The following is a 20,994-nucleotide window of genomic DNA, read 5'->3' as shown; positions in this document are numbered from 1 at the left end:
ATGACTTTAAAACCATAAATAACTACAAATGTAATCATATAGTAATTTTATGATAAAGAAAGGTAGAATATAGTATAAATTGTTTAAATATTGCATAAACTATTACTACTCTTTTAAATGAAAAGTGGGCGATAGTATGCAATTTCCGGCAAATCCTTTTCGTAGTTTATTTAAGGATGATTATTCTGTATTTTTGGATGATGACAATGCGGTTAACCAATTTGCAGATCACTTAAGCAAATCTCTTCCTAGTATCTACACTAATGACATTGTATTTGTATGTATTGGTACTGATCGTTCAACAGGTGATTCATTAGGTCCACTAGTCGGTACTTTATTAGGAGAATTAAATGTAAGTAGATTCCATTATTATGGTACACTTGATGACCCAATTCATGCGTTAAATCTTTCTGAACAACTTGAAACAATAAAAAACAAGTATAAAAATCCGTTTATTATTGCTGTTGATGCATGTTTAGGCAGAGTTAAAAGCATAGGAAGTGTGCGATTATCAAATGGACCATTAAAACCAGGAGCCGCAATGAAAAAGGATTTACCTTTGGTCGGTGAAATTAATTTAACTGGTGTCGTCAATGTAAGTGGTTTTATGGAGTTTTATGTTTTACAAAATACTAGATTAAGTCTAGTCATGAAAATGGCAAAATTTATCGCAAAATCTATCAAAGAAACAGAAAGTAAATTGACTGGCCAAACTGCATTATAATAATAATAGTTTCATAATGTAGTAAATGAATTTGCACTTATTTTTTTATTTCTCTTTTTGAAGCACTCTCTAGATGGTGATAGCTCTGATGTACCCCTTTCAGTGGGGAGTGAGCTAAGCGTTCTCGGGTTTCCAACCTTACCGCGACACTTATAGGGTCTAGGGTCAGACTATTTCCGTTGTGATCCACTTCTGTCCTTTTTGTTTTAACCCTAAACATCTTTTGATAAGTAAATTAACTAAAAAAAAAATGGACTATAGTTTGAATGTACAATACAAACTATAGTCCAAATACATTATTTATTTAATAATAGAAAGGATTCTTTCTAAATCTTCTTTATTAAAGAATTGGATTTCGATTTTCCCTTTATCTTTTGTTGATTTAATTTTTACAGATGTTCCAAACTTCTCTTGCAAAACATCCTCGTACTCACTGAAGAATATATTCTTATTAGGAATTTTCTTTTGTGTTTCACGTGAAACATTATCGTTTAATTCATTTACTAATGTTTCTACTTCTCTTACACTAAGATTTTTTTCAACAACCTTTAATGCAGTTCCCTCAATTAAACCTTTACGTTTTAGTCCTAGTAAAGCCCTGCCGTGTCCCATAGAGAGTATACCAGACTCAACCATTTTTTGAACAGAGTTAGGTAAAGTCAGGATTCTAAGATAGTTTGCTATGTGCGGTCTACTTTTACCTAGTTTTTTTGCAAGTTGTTCTTGTGTTAAATGTAATTGTTCAATTAAGGATTGATAAGCCTCAGCTTCCTCCAAAGGATTTAAATCATCCCTTTGTAAGTTTTCAAGTACTGCTAGTTCCATCATTTGTTCTTCAGTCAATTCTCTGACAATGACTGGAGCAGTATTTAATCCAGCGCTTTTCGCGGCACGATAACGTCTTTCACCAGCAACGATTTGATAACCTTTAATACTTTTTCTAGCAATAATAGGTTGCAAAATCCCATGTTCTAAGACAGATTGCGTTAATTCTTGCATTGCATTTTCATCAAATATTTTTCGAGGTTGGTAAGGATTTGGTCTAAGTTCTTTTAATGATATTTCTTGAACGATTTCTTCATTTTGATTATCGATATCTTGAAAAAATGCTCCGATGCCTTTGCCTAAACCTTTAGCCATTATCAATCACTTCCTTTGCTAGTTCGAGATATACTTCTGCACCTCTAGACTTTGGATCATATGTAATGATCGGCTTGCCATGACTTGGCGCTTCACTTAAACGTACATTTCTTGGAATAATTGATTTATAAACTCTATCTTGAAAATATTTTTTCACTTCTTCAATGACTTGGATACCTAAATTTGTACGAGCATCCAACATCGTAAGCAATACACCTTCTATTGCTAAATTCTTATTTAAATGTTTTTGTACTAATCGTACAGTACTTAATAATTGACTTAATCCTTCTAAAGCATAGTACTCACATTGTACTGGAATAATAATTGAGTCAGAAGCTGTCAGTGAATTTAGTGTTAATAAGCCTAGAGATGGAGGACAATCTATTAATATATAATCATAGTTTCCTTTTACAGTATCTAATGCACGTTTTAAACGCACTTCTCTAGAGATAGTAGGGACTAATTCGATTTCCGCTCCAGCAAGTTGAATTGTTGCTGGAATTATATCAAAATTAGGGATTGCGGTGCTTATAATTACACTTTTTGCTTCGACATCATCAACTAATACATTGTACACACACTGATTTACATCTGCTTTTTCAATACCAATTCCACTAGTAGCATTACCTTGAGGATCTATATCAACTAATAATACTTTTTTACCTAAATGTGCTAAACAAGCACTTAAATTAACTGATGTTGTTGTCTTACCAACACCACCTTTTTGATTTGCAATAGAGATTACCTTAACCACTACGTAATCTACTCCTTCCACAACAAACAATTCTTATTTTCTATTCTATCACGAATACAATCATCATTGTGTTTAGATTTAAAAATGAACAAAAAAAATTCACCACTTTAAAAGAGGTGAATTTACTCATTATTTTTTAGGAATTTTAATTGTGATTTGATAGTAATCATCATGTTCTTCTTCCAAACTATCAATATCCATACCAGTTTTCGTCACCATTTGTAATGATTCACGAATCGTATTCATTGCAATTCTAATATCCTTGCTTATTGCTTTTACTTTAGGGCGAGGTTTGGGCTTCTTCTCGGTAAGCAAAGCAACTACACGATCTTCAGTTTGCTTAACATTCAATTGTTTTTCTACAATTTCTTGTAATAGACTAACCTGAAGTTGTGGTAGTTTTAAAGGAATAAGCGCCCTAGCATGACGCTCTGTAATTGACTTATCTAACAGAGCTTGTTGGATCTCTTCAGGTAATTTTAACAGCCTTAACTTATTCGCAACTGTAGATTGTCCCTTACCTAAACGTTGAGCCAATGCCTCTTGCGTAAGATTATGTAAATCAATTAATTTTTGATAAGCAACGGCTTCTTCAAATGGAGATAGTTCTTCACGTTGCAAGTTTTCAATAAGTGCAACAGATGCAGTTTCAGTATCATTAAAGGTTTTTACAATTGCAGGGATCGTGTCCCAACCTAATGATGATACCGCTCTAAAACGGCGTTCACCAGCAATAATTTCATAAAAGTTAGGCTGAATCTCTCTAACAACGATTGGTTGTATAATACCATGCGTTCTAATCGTTAATGCCAATTCCTTTATTTTTTCATCATCAAAATAGGTCCTTGGCTGGTACTGATTTGGAACAATATCAGACACCGGAATTTGACGTATTACTTCATTACTTGAAACTGAGTCTTGGACATCATCACTTATTTCTTTTTCTGACAAGCCAAATAACTTGGATAAAGTGCTTTTCAATGTGATTCCCACCCTTTTAGAATTTCGTTCACAACAAATTAATTCTAACAAATGTTTCACGTGAAACATTTGTTAGTTTATAAAATTATTTTTCTAATGGTTCTTTACCAGGAGTACCAGGCTTACGTGGGTACTTGTTTGGCGTTTTACGTTTCTTTTCTACTATAACAATATTTCGTTCACTATCTTCTCCAGGAAGAACAAAATGATTGATCGCTTTTACTTCGCCACCAAGAGTTTTGATTGCATAATCTGCTTTATCTAACTCATCTTGACCTGCAGCACCCTTTAAGGCTACAAAATGTCCATTTGGTTTAACAAGTGGTAAACATAATTCACTTAGTACTGACATTCTAGCAACAGCTCGTGCTGTAACAACGTCAAATGATTCTCTCATACCGCCTTTTTTAGCGAATGTTTCTGCACGGTCATGATGGAAAGCAACATTTTCTAATTTTAATTCCGAAGCTAAATGATTTAAAAATGAAATTCTCTTTTGTAGAGAGTCTACTATTGTTAATCGGATAGATGGGAAACATATTTTAATGGGAATAGAAGGAAAACCTGCTCCAGCACCAATATCACATAATGTCATCTCAGTTGAAAAATCAAAGTAGAATGAGGCACTGATCGAATCATAAAAATGTTTCAAATATACTTCTTCTTCTTCTGTAATTGCAGTTAAATTCATTTTATTATTCCATTCAACTAGCGTGTGAAAATATATATCAAATTGTTTTAATTGAAAATCAGATAAATGAATGTTTTTTTCTTTTAGTGCAGCAATAAATTGTTCTTTGTTCACTAGTAATTCCCCTATCTATATTAGTTCGATATTCTTGCAATTTTTCCTTGTTCTAAATAAACAAGTAGAATTGAAATATCTGCTGGGTTTACTCCGGATATACGTGATGCTTGCCCAACCGATAGTGGACGTACTTGTTCAAGTTTTTGTCTAGCTTCTGTAGCGATACCATTAATTGCTTGATAATCAATATTTTCAGGGATTCTCTTTAAATCCATTCTTTTCATACGTTCTACTTGATTTAATGATTTTTCAATATAACCTTCATACTTAATTTGGATTTCAACCTGTTCTTTTACATCAGGATGTAATTCCTTTTCAGAAGGGGAAAGGACATGAATATGTTCATAGTTCATTTCTGGTCGACGTAATAGGTCAGCCGCTTTGATTCCATCCTTTAATTCACTACCACCAACATCTGCGATTAAACCTTGAACTTGCTCAGTTGGTCTTAACTGAGTTAATTTTAAACGACTAATTTCTTCTTCAATTTGTGCTTTCTTTTGTTCAAAATCTGCAAATCTGTCATCAGAAATCAAGCCTAACTCATGACCTATTTTCGTCAGTCTTAAATCAGCATTATCATGGCGAAGTAATAATCTGTATTCCGCTCTAGAAGTAAGTAAACGATAAGGTTCATTTGTACCCTTCGTTACTAAATCATCGATTAGCACACCAATATATGCTTCAGAACGATCTAAAACCAGTTCTTTTTTATTTAGTGAACGACAAGCTGCATTAATTCCTGCGATTAGTCCTTGGCCCGCAGCTTCTTCGTATCCTGAAGTACCATTAATTTGACCTGCTGTATAAAGATTTTTAATATGTTTAATTTCTAATGTTGGCCATAATTGAGTTGGTACAATCGCATCATACTCAATTGCATATCCTGTTCTCATCATTTGAACATTTTCTAGCCCCGCAATTGAGCGAAGCATTTTCTCTTGTACATCCTCTGGTAAGCTTGTAGAAAGCCCTTGAACATAGACTTCCTGAGTGTTTCTTCCCTCAGGCTCTAAGAAGATTTGATGTCTTGGTTTATCGTTAAAACGAACTACTTTATCTTCAATAGATGGACAGTAACGTGGTCCAGTTCCTTTAATCATACCAGAGTACATCGGTGAACGGTGAAGGTTATCATCAATAATTTGATGGGTATTTTCACTTGTATACGTTAACCAACAAGGAATTTGATCTGTTTCAACTGCTTCTGTCTCATATGAGAATGCACGTGGAACGTCATCACCTGGTTGTATTTCAGTTTTAGAATAATCAATACTATGGCTATTTACACGAGGGGGTGTACCTGTTTTAAAACGCACAAGCTCAATACCTAGTTCCTCTAAATGCTCAGATAGCTTAATAGCTGGTTGCTGGTTATTAGGTCCACTAGAATATTTTAATTCACCTACTATAATTTCACCACGTAAAAAAGTACCAGTCGTAATAACAACTGTTTTAGAACGATAAATAGCACCTGTTTGTGTAATAACACCTGTACATTCACCGTCTTCGATTATCAGTCTTTCAACTAATCCTTGTTTTAAAGTAAGGTTTTCAGTATTCTCAATCGTTTTTTTCAATTCGTGCTGATAAGCAAATTTATCCGCTTGAGCACGTAAAGCACGTACTGCAGGGCCTTTCCCTGTGTTTAACATTCTCATTTGGATATGAGTTTTATCAATATTTCTACCCATTTCCCCACCAAGTGCATCAATTTCACGTACAACAATCCCTTTAGCAGGTCCACCTACTGAAGGGTTACACGGCATAAATGCTACCATATCTAAATTAATCGTCAGCATTAATGTTTTTGCACCCATACGAGCAGCTGCAAGTCCTGCCTCACAACCAGCATGACCAGCGCCAATAACAATTACATCATAATTGCCTGCTTCAAAACTCATGTAACTTCCTCCTAACCCTTTATTTTCCTAAACAGAATTGAGAAAACAATTGGTTTATTAAACTTTCCTGTACTGTATCTCCAATAATTTCACCTAATAATTCCCACGCTCTTGTTAGGTCAATTTGCACTAAATCAATCGGCATTCCATTTCTCATTGCTTCAGTAGCATCATTGATTGTCGATTCCGCTTGCTTTAATAATGCAATATGTCTAGCGTTTGATAAATATGTTAAATCTTGCGCCTCAATTTGCCCTTCAAAATACAAATCAGCTATCGCTTTCTCAAGATCTTCAATTCCTTGTTCTTCTTTTAAAGAAGTCGTTACAATTGTAGCATTACCAACTAATTGCTTCACTTCTTCAATATCAAGATTTTGTGGTAAATCTGTTTTATTTATGATGACGATAACATCTTTTTCACTCATTTGTTTATATAAAACACGATCCTCTTCAGTAAGTTGCTCATTATTATTTAGAACAAACAATACTAGATCAGCTAAGTTTAATACTTTTTTCGAACGTTCTACCCCAATTGCTTCAACAACGTCCTTCGTTTCTCGAATACCAGCTGTATCAATCAAACGGAGAGGAACACCCTTAACATTCACATATTCCTCAATTACATCCCTTGTTGTACCAGGAATATCAGTAACAATCGCCTTACTTTCTTGCACAAGTGTGTTTAATAGAGAGGACTTACCAACATTCGGTCTACCGATAATGACCGTAGATAATCCTTCACGTAAGATTTTTCCTTGCTTTGATGTTTCAAGAAGTCTTTGAATTTCGTTCTGAACTGTTTTTGCTTTTTCAATTAGAACTGTATTCGTCATCTCTTCAACATCATCATATTCAGGATAATCAATATTCACTTCAATATGAGCAAGAATTTCAAGGAGTGTTTGTCGTAGTCCATTAACCATCTTAGACAAGCGACCCTCGACTTGATTCATAGCAATTGCCATCGCTCGATCTGTTTTAGAACGAATTAAATCCATCACTGCTTCAGCCTGTGATAAATCAATACGTCCATTTAAAAATGCCCTTTTCGTAAATTCACCAGGTTCAGCAAGTCTAGCACCTGATGAAAGAACTAATTCTAGCACTTTATTAACAGAATAGATTCCGCCATGACAATTGATCTCTACTACATCCTCACGAGTAAAAGTTTTAGGAGCTCTTAACACCGAAACCATTACCTCTTCGACAATCGCTTCAGTACTAGGATCTACTAAATGACCGTAATGAATTGTATGTGAATCTACCATATTTAAATCTTTTTCTTTAAACAGTTTATTAGCTATTTGAACAGCCTCATCCCCACTTAATCGTACGATGGCAATTGCCCCTTCGCCTTTAGGTGTCGATATCGCTGTAATTGTATCAAATTCCATTAAAATATCACCTCTAGAGCATGTTATGTAATTGATAACATGTTACTTCTAAACCTATAGCATAGCATAAAGATTTTTATAATTGAATGTTTTTATATTATAACCCTACGAAAGTACAAGTAAACTTAAATGCCCAAAGAGCAAGCATCAAAAAAACCAACTAAGGTTAGCCCTTAATTGGTTTTTTGATATCAATAACTAATTGACGATATGGATCTTGACCTACTGACTTAGTAGAAATATTCGGCATGTCTGTTAGTATGTGATGTATTATTTTTCTTTCAAAAGAAGGCATTGGCTCTAACGAAACAGCCTTCCTTGTTTTTAAAACTGTCTGTGCAGCTTTTTTGGCTAATATTTCTAGTGATTCTTTACGTTTTAAACGATAATTCTCAGCATCAACTACAACATGAATTAATTGCTTTGAATGGCGATTTACATAAGTTTGTACTAAAAACTGAAGTGCATTTAAAGTATTACCTCTTTTTCCGATAATAAGAGCTACTTTTTCACCTTTTATTGTAAATAAAAGAGATGGCTCTTTTTTATCTTGAAAATCGAAATCAATTTGGGCTGTTTCATCTAAACATGTAACGATATTTGAAATATAGTCATAAGCTTTTTCTACTAAAGTTTTCTTTTTTATAACTAAAACTTTGGCTGGCTTTGAACCAAATCCCAAAAATCCTTTTTTCCCATCTTCTAATACTTCAATTTCTACTTCTTCTTTTGTTGAACTAAGTTGCTGAAGTGCATTTTGAACTGCTTGTTCGATTGTTTGACCAGTAGCAGTTACTTCTCTCACTTACTAGCCCCTCCTACATTGTTTTTTTGATCTGGTGTATTACCAGTTCTATTTACAAGTAATGTTTGAACGATCATAAATGTATTACCCACTACCCAATATAGCGCTAATGCTGAAGGTAAGTTAATTGCAAATACTAAGATCATGATTGGCATAACATAAAGCATGATTTTCATTTGTTGTGCCGCAGGACCAGCCATTGTACTAGTATTCATTGATACTTTTTGTTGGATAAATGTAGTGATCCCAGCAATAATCGGTAATGCATAGATTGGATCCGGGTGACCTAATTGGAACCATAAGAAATCATGTGCTTTAATTTCCATTGTTCTCATAATTGCATGATAGAAAGCAATCAGGATCGGCATTTGAATGAAGATTGGTAAACAACCAGATAATGGGTTAACTCCATGTTGTTGGTATAATTTCATTGTTTCTTCATTTAATTTTTGAACTGTTTTTTGATCTTTAGAAGAATATTTTTCTTTAAGCTTTAACATTTCAGGTTGAATTGCTTGCATCGCTTTCGTACTTCTAATTTGTTTGATCATTAACGGTAATAATGCTAAACGAATTAAAATTGTAACGGTAATAATTGCCATACCATAGCTACCACCGAAAATATTAGCTACCGTTGTAATTAGCCAAGATAATGGATAAACGAAATACTGATTCCAAATCCCAGTACTTTCAGGTGTGATCGCTTGGTTTGTTTGTGAACATCCAGCCAACACTACTACTAAGAAAAGAATTGCAACTAGCATTTGATACTTCTTAGTCTTCAAACTAGTTCCTCCTTTAAGTTGTTACACTTAAATATGTAATTACTTAATTTGTTTTTTATCTGTTTTATGTTTTGAATCACGAATTTTCAGCGCTTCCGCCCTTTTTAATACGTGAATTAAACTTTTTTTAAATTCATTAAAAGGTAGTTCAGTACATGGTTTTCTAGCGATCACTACATAATCCATTTCTATTTGAAGATCATCGCTAAGTTCATGAAGTGCTTGTCTAATGTAGCGCTTTATATGATTTCTTACTACAGCATTACCTAACTTCTTACTGACAGATAATCCGATTCGATATTGCTGCTGATCTTCTTTCCTTAATGTATAGATTACGAATTGTCGGTTCGCAGTAGATGTACCCTCTCGAAAAACGCGACTAAAATCTTCGTTCTTTTTTATTCTGTTTTTCTTGTTCATGATTTACTGACACCTCTAAAGATTCCTTCAATTATCATACCAATATTTTCATAAAAAATGAGGCCTTTTTTACTTACAAATTGTGACATTTAAAGCAAAAAAGGCCTTCTAATTAGCGAAAAAGACCACTGTTGTCAGTGGCCTACGCAGATAATACTTTTCTACCTTTACGACGACGAGCAGCTAGAACTTTACGTCCATTGGCAGTGCTCATACGGCTACGGAAACCATGTACTTTACTGCGTTTACGTTTGTTTGGTTGAAATGTTCTTTTCATTATATGACACCTCCCTGAGGAATTACTGTAATAGACAGTCCTATAAATTATAAAGAATAAGTGGCCAATATGTCAATGTAGGATATTAAATCATCTTTATTTTTTACAATTATTTATAAAAGAATGACTGATCCCATACGTTTTCATGTTTAAAAATTTTCTTTCTTTATAGTAAGTACTAAAAAAACTTATCGTTTCTGTTAAGGAGCACTGACTTTTTATCTCCAATTAACTTCTTCATTAATTGTTGAGAAACAGATTTCATATATAAAGAAAAAACTTTTACTTATATCTTTTCCCCTCCGCTCATTTATAAACAAAATAATCATCTTAAAACGAGGGTGTCGAAAGATTTTTTTCTCCTAAATTTATATGTATAAAAAAATAGCCAAAAATTAATTACATCACCTTTACATATAATTGTTAAATACGCTGTGGATAAGATTTATCAACAAAATTTTTACTCACAACACTTATTGACAAGTTTTGCACAAGCTACTTTTCTGTGGACAATTTTCTTAAACAAGTGGATTAGCATGTGGATAACATGAACTACTCATTGAAATACCTAAAGTTTTTTGATATCATTAATTTGTTTTCCTCTTATGGACAAGTCTATTTTAATATTTAATTGTCCACAACTGTTAATAACTTGTGGACAGGTTTTACACTTATGCTTATTTACAGTTATCCACATAGGTGAATACTGTCAAATAAAGTGGAATTTTGCAGATAATTGAATTAAGGCATATACAACAAAATGTATAAAAATTACAGTTTGAATATAGCGCTTGTACAAAACTTATACACGTCATAAAAGGAGGGATTATTCTTTGGAGAATATAGGGGATCTTTGGTCCAGGGTTCTATCAGAAATAGAGAAAAAGATAAGCAAGCCAAGCTTCGAAACATGGCTCAAATCAACAAAAGCATTCTCATTAAAAAATGATACTTTAACCATTATTGCACCTAATGAGTTTGCACGTGATTGGCTAGAATCAAAGTATTCTTCTTTAATCATGGATACGGTTTTAGAAATTACTGGAGCAGAATTAGAAATTAAGTTCATCCTTCCTCAAAACCATATTGAAGAAATAGAAATGAATATTCCTGCTGTAAAAGAAAAGGTTAAATATGATGAACCAGTTGAATTCGGACAAAGTATGTTAAATCCAAAATATACTTTTGATACATTTGTAATCGGATCTGGAAATCGTTTTGCTCACGCGGCTTCATTAGCTGTTGCTGAAGCGCCTGCAAAAGCATATAACCCTTTATTTATTTATGGGGGAGTAGGACTAGGTAAAACCCACTTAATGCATGCGATTGGACACTATGTACTTGAACATAATCCAAATGCAAAGGTAGTTTATCTATCATCGGAAAAATTTACGAATGAATTTATTAACTCAATTCGTGATAACAAAGCAATTGAATTTAGAAATAAATACCGCAATGTAGACGTACTACTTATTGATGATATTCAATTTTTAGCGGGAAAAGAACAAACACAAGAAGAATTTTTCCATACTTTTAATACTCTACATGAAGAAAGTAAGCAAATTGTCATTTCAAGTGACCGACCACCTAAAGAAATTCCTACACTAGAAGATCGTCTTCGCTCACGATTTGAATGGGGCTTAATAACAGATATTACACCTCCTGACTTAGAGACAAGGATCGCCATATTACGTAAGAAGGCAAAAGCAGAAGGTTTAGATATACCAAATGAAGTCATGTTATATATTGCAAATCAAATTGATACGAATATACGAGAATTAGAAGGTGCTTTAATACGCGTTGTAGCCTATTCTTCATTAATTAATAAAGATATTAATGCTAGTGTTGCTGCAGAGGCTTTAAAGAATTTAATCACTGCTTCAAGACCTAAAACATTATCAATACTTGATATCCAGCGTACAGTTGGAGAGTTTTTTAGTATTAAATTAGAGGACTTTAAAGCAAAGAAGCGTACTAAGTCAGTGGCATTTCCTAGGCAGGTAGCAATGTATCTCTCGAGAGAGCTTACAGACCATTCTTTACCTAAAATTGGAGAAGAGTTTGGTGGTAGAGATCATACAACAGTTATTCATGCACACGAAAAGATATCAAGATTGGTTGAAACTGACTCACAACTTCAATCTCAAATTAAAGAGATTAATGAAAAATTAAATCAGTAGATACTTGTAACTGTGCATAACTTTCTAGTTTTTTTACACAGTCTATCCACATGTTGATAGACTTATTTTTCTTTACTAAATTAGGGTTATCCACAAATTAACAGGCCCTACTACTATTACTATATTATTTTATAAAATATATAAGGAGTACAAAAAATGAAATTTACAGTACAAAAAGATCATCTTGTTAAAGCTGTACAAGATGTAATGAGAGCTGTTTCATCTAGAACAACAATTCCGATCTTAACGGGTATAAAATTAGTTGTTACAAATGAAGGACTTACTTTAACAGGTAGTGATTCAGATATTTCTATTGAATCTTATTTACCAACGATTGTAGACGACCAACAATTAGTAGATGTAAAGCAACCGGGAAGTATCGTACTTAATGCTAGATATTTTAGTGATATTGTAAAAAAATTACCTGCTGATTTTGTAGAATTAGAATCAGACAGTCATTACGTAACAACAATAAGAGCAGGAAAAACAGAATTTAGTTTAAATGGCTTTGATGCAGAAGAGTATCCATTACTTCCTCAAATTGAAGAACATGAAACGATTTCTATTTCTGCAGATCTACTTAAATTTATGATCCGTCAAACTGTATTCGCAGTGTCCACATCTGAAACAAGACCAATTTTAACGGGTGTAAATTGGAAGATAGAAAATGGTGAGCTGACTTGTATTGCAACTGACAGTCACCGCTTAGCTTTAAGACAAGCTAAAATTGACAATAATGCTTTATCAAGTGAGTTTAAAGCCAGTGTCGTAATCCCAGGTAAAAGTTTAAATGAATTAAGTAAAATTCTTGATGATAGCAATGAAAAAGTTGATATCGTATTAACAGAACATCAAGCACTATTTAAAACAAAGCATATTTTATTCTTTACGCGATTACTTGAAGGCAATTATCCTGATACTTCAAAATTGATTCCAAGTGAAAGTAAAACTGAACTAACTGTAATGACAAAAGAGTTTTTACAAGCGATTGATCGTGCTTCTCTACTTGCAAGAGAAGGTAGAAATAATGTTGTACACTTAGAAACAAAAGGTAATTCAGTTGTAAATATTTCTTCTTATTCTCCAGAAATCGGAAAAGTAGTTGATGAGATTGCTTGTGAGGATATAAAAGGTGAAGAGTTAAAAATATCATTTAGTGCGAAATATGTAATGGATGCATTAAAGGCCATTGAAAGTCCTGAAATTTATATTCAGTTTACAGGCGCAATGAGACCATTTTTAATCCGTACAGCTAATGATTCAAGAACATTGCAATTAATTTTACCTGTTCGCACATACTAGTTAGTAAATTCTACTAAAAGGGGCTGACCTAAAGAATGTACTAGCAACCTCCACTTGTTTTGTAGAATGATTTTAATAAATTATCTACTAAATGATTTTTTGGAGAGTGCAAAGTACAACTTGGGTCAGTCTTTTTTACTCATACAAGAGAAAATATGGGATTCCTATTTTTTTTCTATTAGAAGTTTAGTACAATTAAGAAATGGATATTTGAGGGTGATGAAAAATGAAAAATGAAAAAGTTAAAATAAATACCGATTATATTACTTTAGGTCAATTTTTAAAATTAGCGGGTGTAATAGATACAGGCGGAATGGCAAAATGGTTTTTATCTGAACACGAGATTTTTGTAAATAATGAGCCTGAAAATAGAAGAGGGAAAAAATTAGTTGTAAATGACACTATTTCTATCACAGGAATTGGTACGTATATTATTACTTCATAACTTCTGGGGGAATCCCATTGTATATTAAAGATTTACAATTAAAACAATATCGCAACTATGAGGATCTTCAATTAAATTTCCAGAATAACGTGAATGTTATTATTGGTGAAAATGCACAAGGTAAAACTAATTTAATGGAATCTATCTATGTGCTAGCTTTAACAAAGTCACATCGCACGAGCAATGATAAAGAAATGATACGTTGGGATGAAGAGTATGGTACAATTAAAGGTACGTTACAAAAGAAAAATCAACATGTATCACTACAACTAATCCTCTCAAAGAAAGGTAAGAAAGCGAAGCTAAATCATCTTGAACAGATGAGGTTGAGTCAATATATTGGCGTAATGAATGTCGTTATGTTCGCACCAGAAGATCTATTCTTAGTAAAAGGTAGTCCACAAGTGCGTCGTAAATTTCTTGATATGGAATTAGGACAAGTATCGCCTGTTTACCTACATGAATTAAGTCAATATCAACGAATCCTCCAACAACGAAATTCACTTCTTAGAACCTTACAAACGAGTCGGGATCGAAACTATTTAATACTAGAAGTACTTACTGCTCAATTAGTAAAACACGCAGTGAAAATAGTAGAAAAGCGAATTTCTTTTATCAAATTATTACAAGATTGGGCGTCGCCAATTCATAGTCAGATTTCTAGAGAGACTGAAAAACTAGAAATTATATATAAACCAAGCATCAATGTATCAGATTTAACAGATTTGACGAAAATGGAAGAAGAGTACATAAAACAATTTGAAGCTGAAAAAGAGCGTGAGGTATCTAGAGGTACTACGCTGCTTGGTCCACATCGAGATGATTTAGTTTTTATGGTAAACGACAAAAACGTCCAAACTTTTGGTTCACAAGGTCAACAGCGGACGACTGCTCTTTCATTAAAGCTAGCGGAGATCGAACTCATAAAAGAGGAAGTAGGCGAATATCCTATCCTTCTACTTGATGATGTTCTTTCAGAATTAGACGATTATCGTCAAACTCATTTATTAAATGCTATTCAAAATAAAGTGCAAACTTTTGTAACTACTACAAGTGTCGACGGCATTCAACATGAAACGATAAAGCAAGCGAACATTATAAATGTTTCACATGGAACAATTATTAGTAATGCTGATTAAGTAAATTTTACGACATTTTTATTTAGAAATTTCTACTACGCCGCCTAGAAAGCATAGCTGAAATTTGTTAATTCTTTTATGTAAAATAAGAAAAGTAGGTGAGTGTTCATGACAATGGATCAGAAAATGCAAGAACATAATTATGATGAAAATCAAATACAAGTTCTAGAAGGCTTAGAAGCCGTTCGTAAAAGACCAGGTATGTATATCGGATCTACAAGTGGAAAAGGTTTACATCACTTAGTATGGGAAATTGTAGACAATAGTATAGATGAAGCTTTAGCAGGTTATTGTGATGAAATTAACGTCATCATTGAAGATGATAATAGCATTACAGTTAAAGATAATGGTCGTGGAATTCCGGTAGGTATACATGAAAAAATGGGTAGACCTGCTCTAGAAGTTATTATGACCGTACTACACGCTGGTGGTAAATTCGGTGGTGGCGGTTATAAAGTATCTGGTGGTTTACACGGTGTTGGTGCTTCTGTAGTTAACGCCCTTTCTACACTGTTAGAAGTTCATGTTCATCGTGATGGAAATATTTATTATCAGCAGTTTGCTAAAGGTGTTCCAGTAGCTGATATGAGTATTGTTGGTGAAACAGACATTACAGGTACTATTACACACTTTAAACCAGACACGGAAATCTTTACTGAAACAATAATTTATGAATTTGATACGCTAGCAAATCGTTTAAGAGAACTAGCCTTTTTAAATAGAGGTCTGCGTTTAACAATTGAAGACCGTAGAGAGAACAAACAAAAGAAAGAGTACCACTATGAAGGTGGTATTAAATCTTATGTTGAGCATTTAAATCGTTCAAAAGAAGTCATCCATGAAGAGCCGATTTTTGTAATTGGTGAAAAAGATGGAATAACTGTTGAGATTGCTCTTCAATATAACGAGAGCTATACAAGTAATATTTACTCATTTACGAATAATATTAATACTCATGAAGGCGGTACACATGAAGTTGGATTTAAAACTGCCTTAACAAGAGTAATAAATGATTACGGTCGTAAAAATGGATTAATTAAAGAACAAGATAGTAATTTATCTGGTGAAGATGTACGTGAAGGTTTAACTGCAATCGTATCTATTAAACATCCAGATCCTCAATTTGAAGGACAAACAAAAACAAAGCTAGGTAATAGTGAAGTTCGTACGATCACTGAGCAAGTTTTTGGTGAGAAGTTAGATAAATTCTTATTAGAAAATCCTACCGAGGCTCGAAAAATAGTAGAAAAAGGTTTAATGGCTGCTAGAGCACGTATGGCGGCTAAGAAAGCACGTGAATTAACAAGAAGAAAAAGTGCGCTTGAAGTATCAAGTTTGCCTGGGAAATTAGCAGATTGTTCATCAAAAGACTCTTCAATAAGCGAAATTTATATTGTAGAGGGTGACTCTGCCGGCGGAAGTGCTAAACAAGGACGAGATCGACATTTCCAAGCTATCTTACCATTACGAGGAAAAATCATTAACGTAGAAAAAGCACGTCTAGATAAAATTTTATCTAATAATGAAGTACGTTCAATGATTACTGCATTTGGTACTGGAATCGGCGAAGACTTTGATATTGAAAAAGCACGTTACCACAAAATTATATTGATGACGGATGCCGATGTTGATGGGGCTCATATCCGTACTTTATTGTTAACGTTCTTGTACCGATATATGCGTCAAATAATAGAGAGTGGATATATATATATTGCTCAACCGCCTTTATATAAAATTCAACAAGGTAAGAAAATACAATATGCCTACAATGATCGAGACATGGAAGAAATACTTTCGAATATATCTGCGGTTCCAAAGCCAGTTATCCAACGTTATAAAGGTTTAGGAGAGATGAACCCTGAGCAGTTATGGGAAACAACAATGAATCCTGAAACTAGAACTTTACTTCAAGTAAATCTTCAGGACGCAATCGAGGCAGATGAAACGTTTGAAACATTAATGGGTGAAAAAGTAGAACCAAGACGTAACTTCATTCAAGATAACGCTAGATATGTTAAGAATTTAGATATTTAATAAGTAAATATGAAAGGAGCTAGTATGCTCCTTTTCCTACATAGAAACGTAAAATAAAGGGAGGTGCCAATGTTGAACGAAAATCAACAAATCAAAGAAATCAATATAAGTAATGAGATGCGTAATTCCTTCCTAGATTATGCAATGAGTGTAATTGTCTCGCGTGCATTACCAGATGTACGTGACGGTTTGAAGCCTGTACATCGAAGAATTTTGTACGCAATGAATGACTTAGGCATGACAGCAGAAAAAGCTTATAAAAAATCAGCTCGTATCGTTGGTGAAGTAATTGGTAAGTATCACCCTCATGGTGACTCGGCAGTTTACGAAACGATGGTTCGAATGGCTCAAGATTTTAACTTCCGTTATATGTTAGTAGATGGCCATGGTAATTTTGGTTCAGTAGATGGAGACGCAGCAGCGGCAATGCGTTACACAGAAGCTAGAATGTCTAAAATATCAATGGAACTAATTCGTGATATTAATAAAAATACAATAGACTTTCAAGATAACTATGATGGTTCCGAAAGAGAACCAATTGTATTACCAGCTCGTTTTCCTAATTTACTTGTTAATGGTGCTACAGGTATAGCGGTTGGTATGGCGACTAATATTCCACCACACCAATTAGGTGAAATAATCGATGGTGTTCTTGCTTTAAGTAAAGATCCTGAACTTACTACTCAAGACCTTATGGAATATGTTCAAGGACCGGACTTTCCTACGGCGGGAATGATTCTAGGGAAATCTGGGATTCGTAAAGCTTATGAAACTGGTAAAGGATCTATTATTATCAGGGGTAAAGTTGAGATTGAAGAAAAAGCTAACGGAAGACAAACAATTATCGTTACTGAATTACCATATCAAGTAAATAAGGCAAAATTAGTTGAACGAATTGCTGAGTTAGTACGCGATAAAAAAATTGAAGGTATTACAGATCTTCGTGATGAATCTGACAGAAATGGTATGCGAATTGTCATTGAAGTAAGAAGAGATGCAAATGCCAATGTTTTATTAAATAATTTATATAAACAAACTGCTATTCAAACTAGTTTTGGTATAAATCTTTTAGCACTAGTTAACGGTGAACCAAAGGTTTTATCTTTAAAAAGCTGCTTAAAGCATTACTTAGATCATCAAATTGTAGTTATTAAACGAAGAACTAAATTTGAATTAGAAAAAGCTGAAGCTCGTGCACATATTTTAGAAGGCTTAAAAGTAGCTTTAGATCATTTAGATGCAGTAATTAGTTTAATTAGAGCTTCTCAAACAGGAGAAATTGCTAAAAATGGTTTAATGGAAACATTCTCTTTATCGGAAAGACAAGCTCAAGCAATCTTAGATATGAGATTACAACGTTTAACTGGATTAGAACGTGAAAAAATCGAAGAAGAATATCAAGAATTAATTAAATTAATTGCAGAATTAAAAGCTATTCTTGCAGATGAAGAGAGAGTACTTGAAATCATCCGTGAAGAGTTAACGCAATTAAAAGATCAATACAACGATAAACGAAGAACTGCAATTGTTCCTGGTGGAGTTGAAATGATTGAAGATGAAGATTTAATTCCAGTAGAAAATATCATTGTTAGCTTAACTCATAATGGGTATATCAAACGTTTACCTATTTCTACTTATCGTTCTCAACGTAGAGGTGGCAGAGGGATTCAAGGTATGGGCACGAATGATGATGATTTCCTAGAACACTTACTAACTACTTCTACGCATGATACGATATTATTCTTTACAAACAAAGGGAAAGTATACCGTTCTAAAGGTTACGAAATCCCTGAATATAGTCGTACAGCTAAAGGACTTCCGATTGTAAACTTACTAGAAATTGATAAGGGTGAGAGTATTAATGCAATCATCCCAGTAAGTGAGTTTTTAGATAACTGGTATCTATTCTTTACAACGAAGCTAGGTATTTCTAAACGTGTTCCATTATCGGCGTTTGCAAATATCCGTACTAACGGTTTAATCGCTATCAATCTAAGAGAAGACGATGATGTAATTTCAGTCCGTTTAACAGATGGAACAAAGGATATTGTTGTCGGAACTTCTAAAGGTATGATGATTCGATTTAACGAGGAAGATGTAAGATCGATGGGAAGAACAGCTACAGGTGTTAAAGCAATTACACTTTCTGACGATGATTATGTAGTAGGGATGGAAGTAGTTGAGGAAGAATTAGATATTCTAGTTGTTACTGAACTTGGTTATGGTAAACGAACTTCTCAAGAAGAATATCGTATTCAAAGTCGTGGCGGTAAAGGTCTAAAAACACTTAACGTTACAGAGAAGAACGGAAAGATGATATCTCTAAAATGCGTAAGTGATGAAGAAGATTTAATGTTGATTACTGAATCTGGTGTCATCATTCGTATGCCAATTGGGCAAATCTCTCGACTTGGACGAGTTACTCAAGGGGTAAAACTAATCAAATTAGATCAAGAAGGTCATGTTGCTACAGTAGCCATTGCAGCTAAAGAGGATGAAGAAGATCCTTCTACACTTGAAGAAGCAGACGAGATCGAAACAACAGAAGAATAATGCTTTAAGTTGATCCTATGACAAGATAAAGAGAGAACAGATTTATTTGTTCTCTCTTTTTTAAACTGATAATACGGGGGATAACTAATGAAAGTGCGTACGGAAATGTTAAGAGAAGGCTGGATTATAAGTAAACCAGTTCTAGCAAATACAGAAACTCCTATAGTTGACGTGGGAAAACAATTAACAACTTTCGATATTGAATTAATCCGAGCTTTTCTAATTCATGATATTGAAGTTGATATTGCACAAAAGAATGAATCGAGTGTTTCAGAGTCAAAAACTGATAATACTTCATTAGAATTTATAAGTATTTATCAAGAAGCTATGAAATTGTATCGTACTCACTTTGTTAGTTGGGAATCTGGGGGGCCTCTAAATATAGTAGAATTTAGAAAGATCTTAATCCCATTAATCGACTATATTGAAAATACGACGATTAAGAAAATACCAAGGCCTAGTGTTACTTTAAAAGATGATAAAGATAAGATCGTTCATCACAGTTTACTATGTACACTTCTTTCTACGCTTATTGCACAAAAACTTAACTATTCAAAAGGTGATATTATTCAAGTGGGAGTATCTGCAGCTCTTTGTAATGCCGGTTATGCTAAATATCATTTCAAAAGCATTCAGCAATTAGAAAATAGTGCAGATTATAAAAACCATCCAATGCATAGTTATCGTATTGTAGAAAAGGTGCAATTCTTACGAGATCCAATGAAAATAGCTATACTTCAGCATGAAGAAAGATTAGATGGAAGTGGATATCCATTAAAGTTAAAAGCAACTCATATTAACGAATATGCTTCAATACTTGGTGCAAGCGCCTATTTCTTTAATAAAGTTTTATTTTCTAATGAGGATTTAAATGATTTTCAAATTATTGAACATTTAAATAAAGAATGCTTCGGTAAATTTCATCCAACTGTTATTGATTCTATTAATCAAATTGTTATCAATTATCAATTAGGAGATAAAGTATTATTATCTAATGGAATAATTGGGCAAATTGTATATCAATCACTTAACGAAATAACAAGACCGGTTGTGAAAGAAGAAAGTAGCGACCGAGTAATTGACCTATCTAAAGAGAGAAAAGTATTTATAGAACAAATCTTATAGTAGATATTATTATAAGTAATAAAATATTGAAATGAAAAAAGTGCGTTGTTTTTATCTAATATTTTAGTGGAAACCCTTATAAAATAAGGAGTTTTGACTAAAATAGAAAATAACGTATTTTTTTTAAAATTATTTTATAAAAACATCTTGACCATTAGCGATACCTTTGATATTATATAGAAGTCGCCAATGAGTGGCACAAAATGAACTTTGAAAACTAAA

The 20,994-nt window shown here is 33.4% G+C and carries 18 protein-coding genes; 8 read left to right on the top strand and 10 right to left on the bottom strand.

The features are described 5' to 3' along the window. Positions 1 to 136: 136 nt before the first annotated feature. Positions 137 to 724 (top strand): spore protease YyaC, encoded by a 588-nt coding sequence (gene yyaC, locus V7056_RS11590; protein WP_499702073.1) that lies wholly within the window; start codon positions 137 to 139, stop codon positions 722 to 724. A gap of 300 nt (positions 725 to 1,024) precedes the next feature. Here the strand turns inward: yyaC and V7056_RS11585 are convergent, their stop codons facing one another. From V7056_RS11585 to rpmH, 10 genes are all read right to left on the bottom strand, one after another. Continuing rightward, a complete protein-coding gene (locus V7056_RS11585) occupies positions 1,025 to 1,864 on the bottom strand; it encodes a ParB/RepB/Spo0J family partition protein (RefSeq protein ID WP_499702071.1) in 840 nt (279 codons plus the stop codon). Continuing rightward, positions 1,857 to 2,618, bottom strand: coding sequence for a ParA family protein (locus tag V7056_RS11580; protein ID WP_088001648.1), 762 nt, complete (start codon positions 2,616 to 2,618; stop codon positions 1,857 to 1,859). Before V7056_RS11580 ends, V7056_RS11585 begins: the two co-directional genes overlap by 8 nt. Positions 2,619 to 2,747: 129 nt before the next feature. Continuing rightward, positions 2,748 to 3,599 carry a nucleoid occlusion protein gene (gene noc, locus V7056_RS11575; protein WP_499702069.1) on the bottom strand — a complete coding sequence of 284 codons (852 nt, stop codon included), beginning with the start codon at positions 3,597 to 3,599 and terminating at the stop codon, positions 2,748 to 2,750. A gap of 85 nt (positions 3,600 to 3,684) precedes the next feature. Continuing rightward, positions 3,685 to 4,404 (bottom strand): 16S rRNA (guanine(527)-N(7))-methyltransferase RsmG, encoded by a 720-nt coding sequence (rsmG, locus tag V7056_RS11570; RefSeq protein WP_499702067.1) that lies wholly within the window; start codon positions 4,402 to 4,404, stop codon positions 3,685 to 3,687. A gap of 20 nt (positions 4,405 to 4,424) precedes the next feature. Then, positions 4,425 to 6,311: a tRNA uridine-5-carboxymethylaminomethyl(34) synthesis enzyme MnmG gene (gene mnmG, locus V7056_RS11565; protein ID WP_499702065.1), complete on the bottom strand. Its 1,887-nt coding sequence runs from the start codon at positions 6,309 to 6,311 to the stop codon at positions 4,425 to 4,427. 19 nt (positions 6,312 to 6,330) lie between these two features. Then, positions 6,331 to 7,707, bottom strand: a complete 1,377-nt coding sequence (gene mnmE / locus V7056_RS11560) for a tRNA uridine-5-carboxymethylaminomethyl(34) synthesis GTPase MnmE (protein ID WP_499702063.1) — start codon at positions 7,705 to 7,707, stop codon at positions 6,331 to 6,333. Between the two features lie 166 nt (positions 7,708 to 7,873). After that, positions 7,874 to 8,512, bottom strand: coding sequence for an RNA-binding cell elongation regulator Jag/EloR (gene jag / locus V7056_RS11555; protein WP_499702061.1), 639 nt, complete (start codon positions 8,510 to 8,512; stop codon positions 7,874 to 7,876). After that, a complete protein-coding gene (gene spoIIIJ / locus V7056_RS11550; RefSeq protein ID WP_499702139.1) occupies positions 8,509 to 9,276 on the bottom strand; it encodes a YidC family membrane integrase SpoIIIJ in 768 nt (255 codons plus the stop codon). Before spoIIIJ ends, jag begins: the two co-directional genes overlap by 4 nt. A gap of 60 nt (positions 9,277 to 9,336) precedes the next feature. Further along, positions 9,337 to 9,717 carry a ribonuclease P protein component gene (rnpA, locus tag V7056_RS11545; RefSeq protein ID WP_088001660.1) on the bottom strand — a complete coding sequence of 127 codons (381 nt, stop codon included), beginning with the start codon at positions 9,715 to 9,717 and terminating at the stop codon, positions 9,337 to 9,339. Positions 9,718 to 9,859: 142 nt separating this feature from the next. Further along, complete coding sequence (gene rpmH / locus V7056_RS11540; RefSeq protein WP_056467137.1) at positions 9,860 to 9,994, bottom strand: 50S ribosomal protein L34; 135 nt, start codon at positions 9,992 to 9,994, stop codon at positions 9,860 to 9,862. A gap of 833 nt (positions 9,995 to 10,827) precedes the next feature. Here rpmH and dnaA point away from each other — a divergent pair. The 7 genes from dnaA to V7056_RS11505 all read left to right on the top strand — a co-directional run bounded on the left by dnaA (position 10,828) and on the right by V7056_RS11505 (position 20,772). Further along, positions 10,828 to 12,174: a chromosomal replication initiator protein DnaA gene (gene dnaA / locus V7056_RS11535; RefSeq protein ID WP_499702058.1), complete on the top strand. Its 1,347-nt coding sequence runs from the start codon at positions 10,828 to 10,830 to the stop codon at positions 12,172 to 12,174. Between the two features lie 156 nt (positions 12,175 to 12,330). Beyond that, entirely contained in the window at positions 12,331 to 13,476 is a 1,146-nt protein-coding gene (dnaN, locus tag V7056_RS11530; protein WP_499702056.1) for a DNA polymerase III subunit beta, read from the top strand. Between the two features lie 226 nt (positions 13,477 to 13,702). Then, positions 13,703 to 13,921, top strand: coding sequence for a S4 domain-containing protein YaaA (yaaA, locus tag V7056_RS11525; RefSeq protein WP_499702054.1), 219 nt, complete (start codon positions 13,703 to 13,705; stop codon positions 13,919 to 13,921). Between the two features lie 17 nt (positions 13,922 to 13,938). Beyond that, positions 13,939 to 15,060 carry a DNA replication/repair protein RecF gene (gene recF / locus V7056_RS11520; RefSeq protein WP_499702052.1) on the top strand — a complete coding sequence of 374 codons (1,122 nt, stop codon included), beginning with the start codon at positions 13,939 to 13,941 and terminating at the stop codon, positions 15,058 to 15,060. A gap of 114 nt (positions 15,061 to 15,174) precedes the next feature. After that, entirely contained in the window at positions 15,175 to 17,094 is a 1,920-nt protein-coding gene (gene gyrB, locus V7056_RS11515; protein WP_499702137.1) for a DNA topoisomerase (ATP-hydrolyzing) subunit B, read from the top strand. Between the two features lie 72 nt (positions 17,095 to 17,166). Beyond that, positions 17,167 to 19,647, top strand: coding sequence for a DNA gyrase subunit A (gene gyrA / locus V7056_RS11510; RefSeq protein WP_499702050.1), 2,481 nt, complete (start codon positions 17,167 to 17,169; stop codon positions 19,645 to 19,647). Positions 19,648 to 19,734: 87 nt separating this feature from the next. Next, positions 19,735 to 20,772, top strand: coding sequence for an HD-GYP domain-containing protein (locus V7056_RS11505; RefSeq protein WP_499702048.1), 1,038 nt, complete (start codon positions 19,735 to 19,737; stop codon positions 20,770 to 20,772). The last annotated feature ends 222 nt before the right edge of the window (positions 20,773 to 20,994 follow it).

The sequence above is a fragment of the Bacillus sp. JJ664 genome, from assembly GCF_036962205.1.
Lineage (GTDB): Bacteria > Bacillota > Bacilli > Bacillales > Bacillaceae_G > Gottfriedia.
This window is presented reverse-complemented; position numbering and strand designations above follow the sequence as displayed.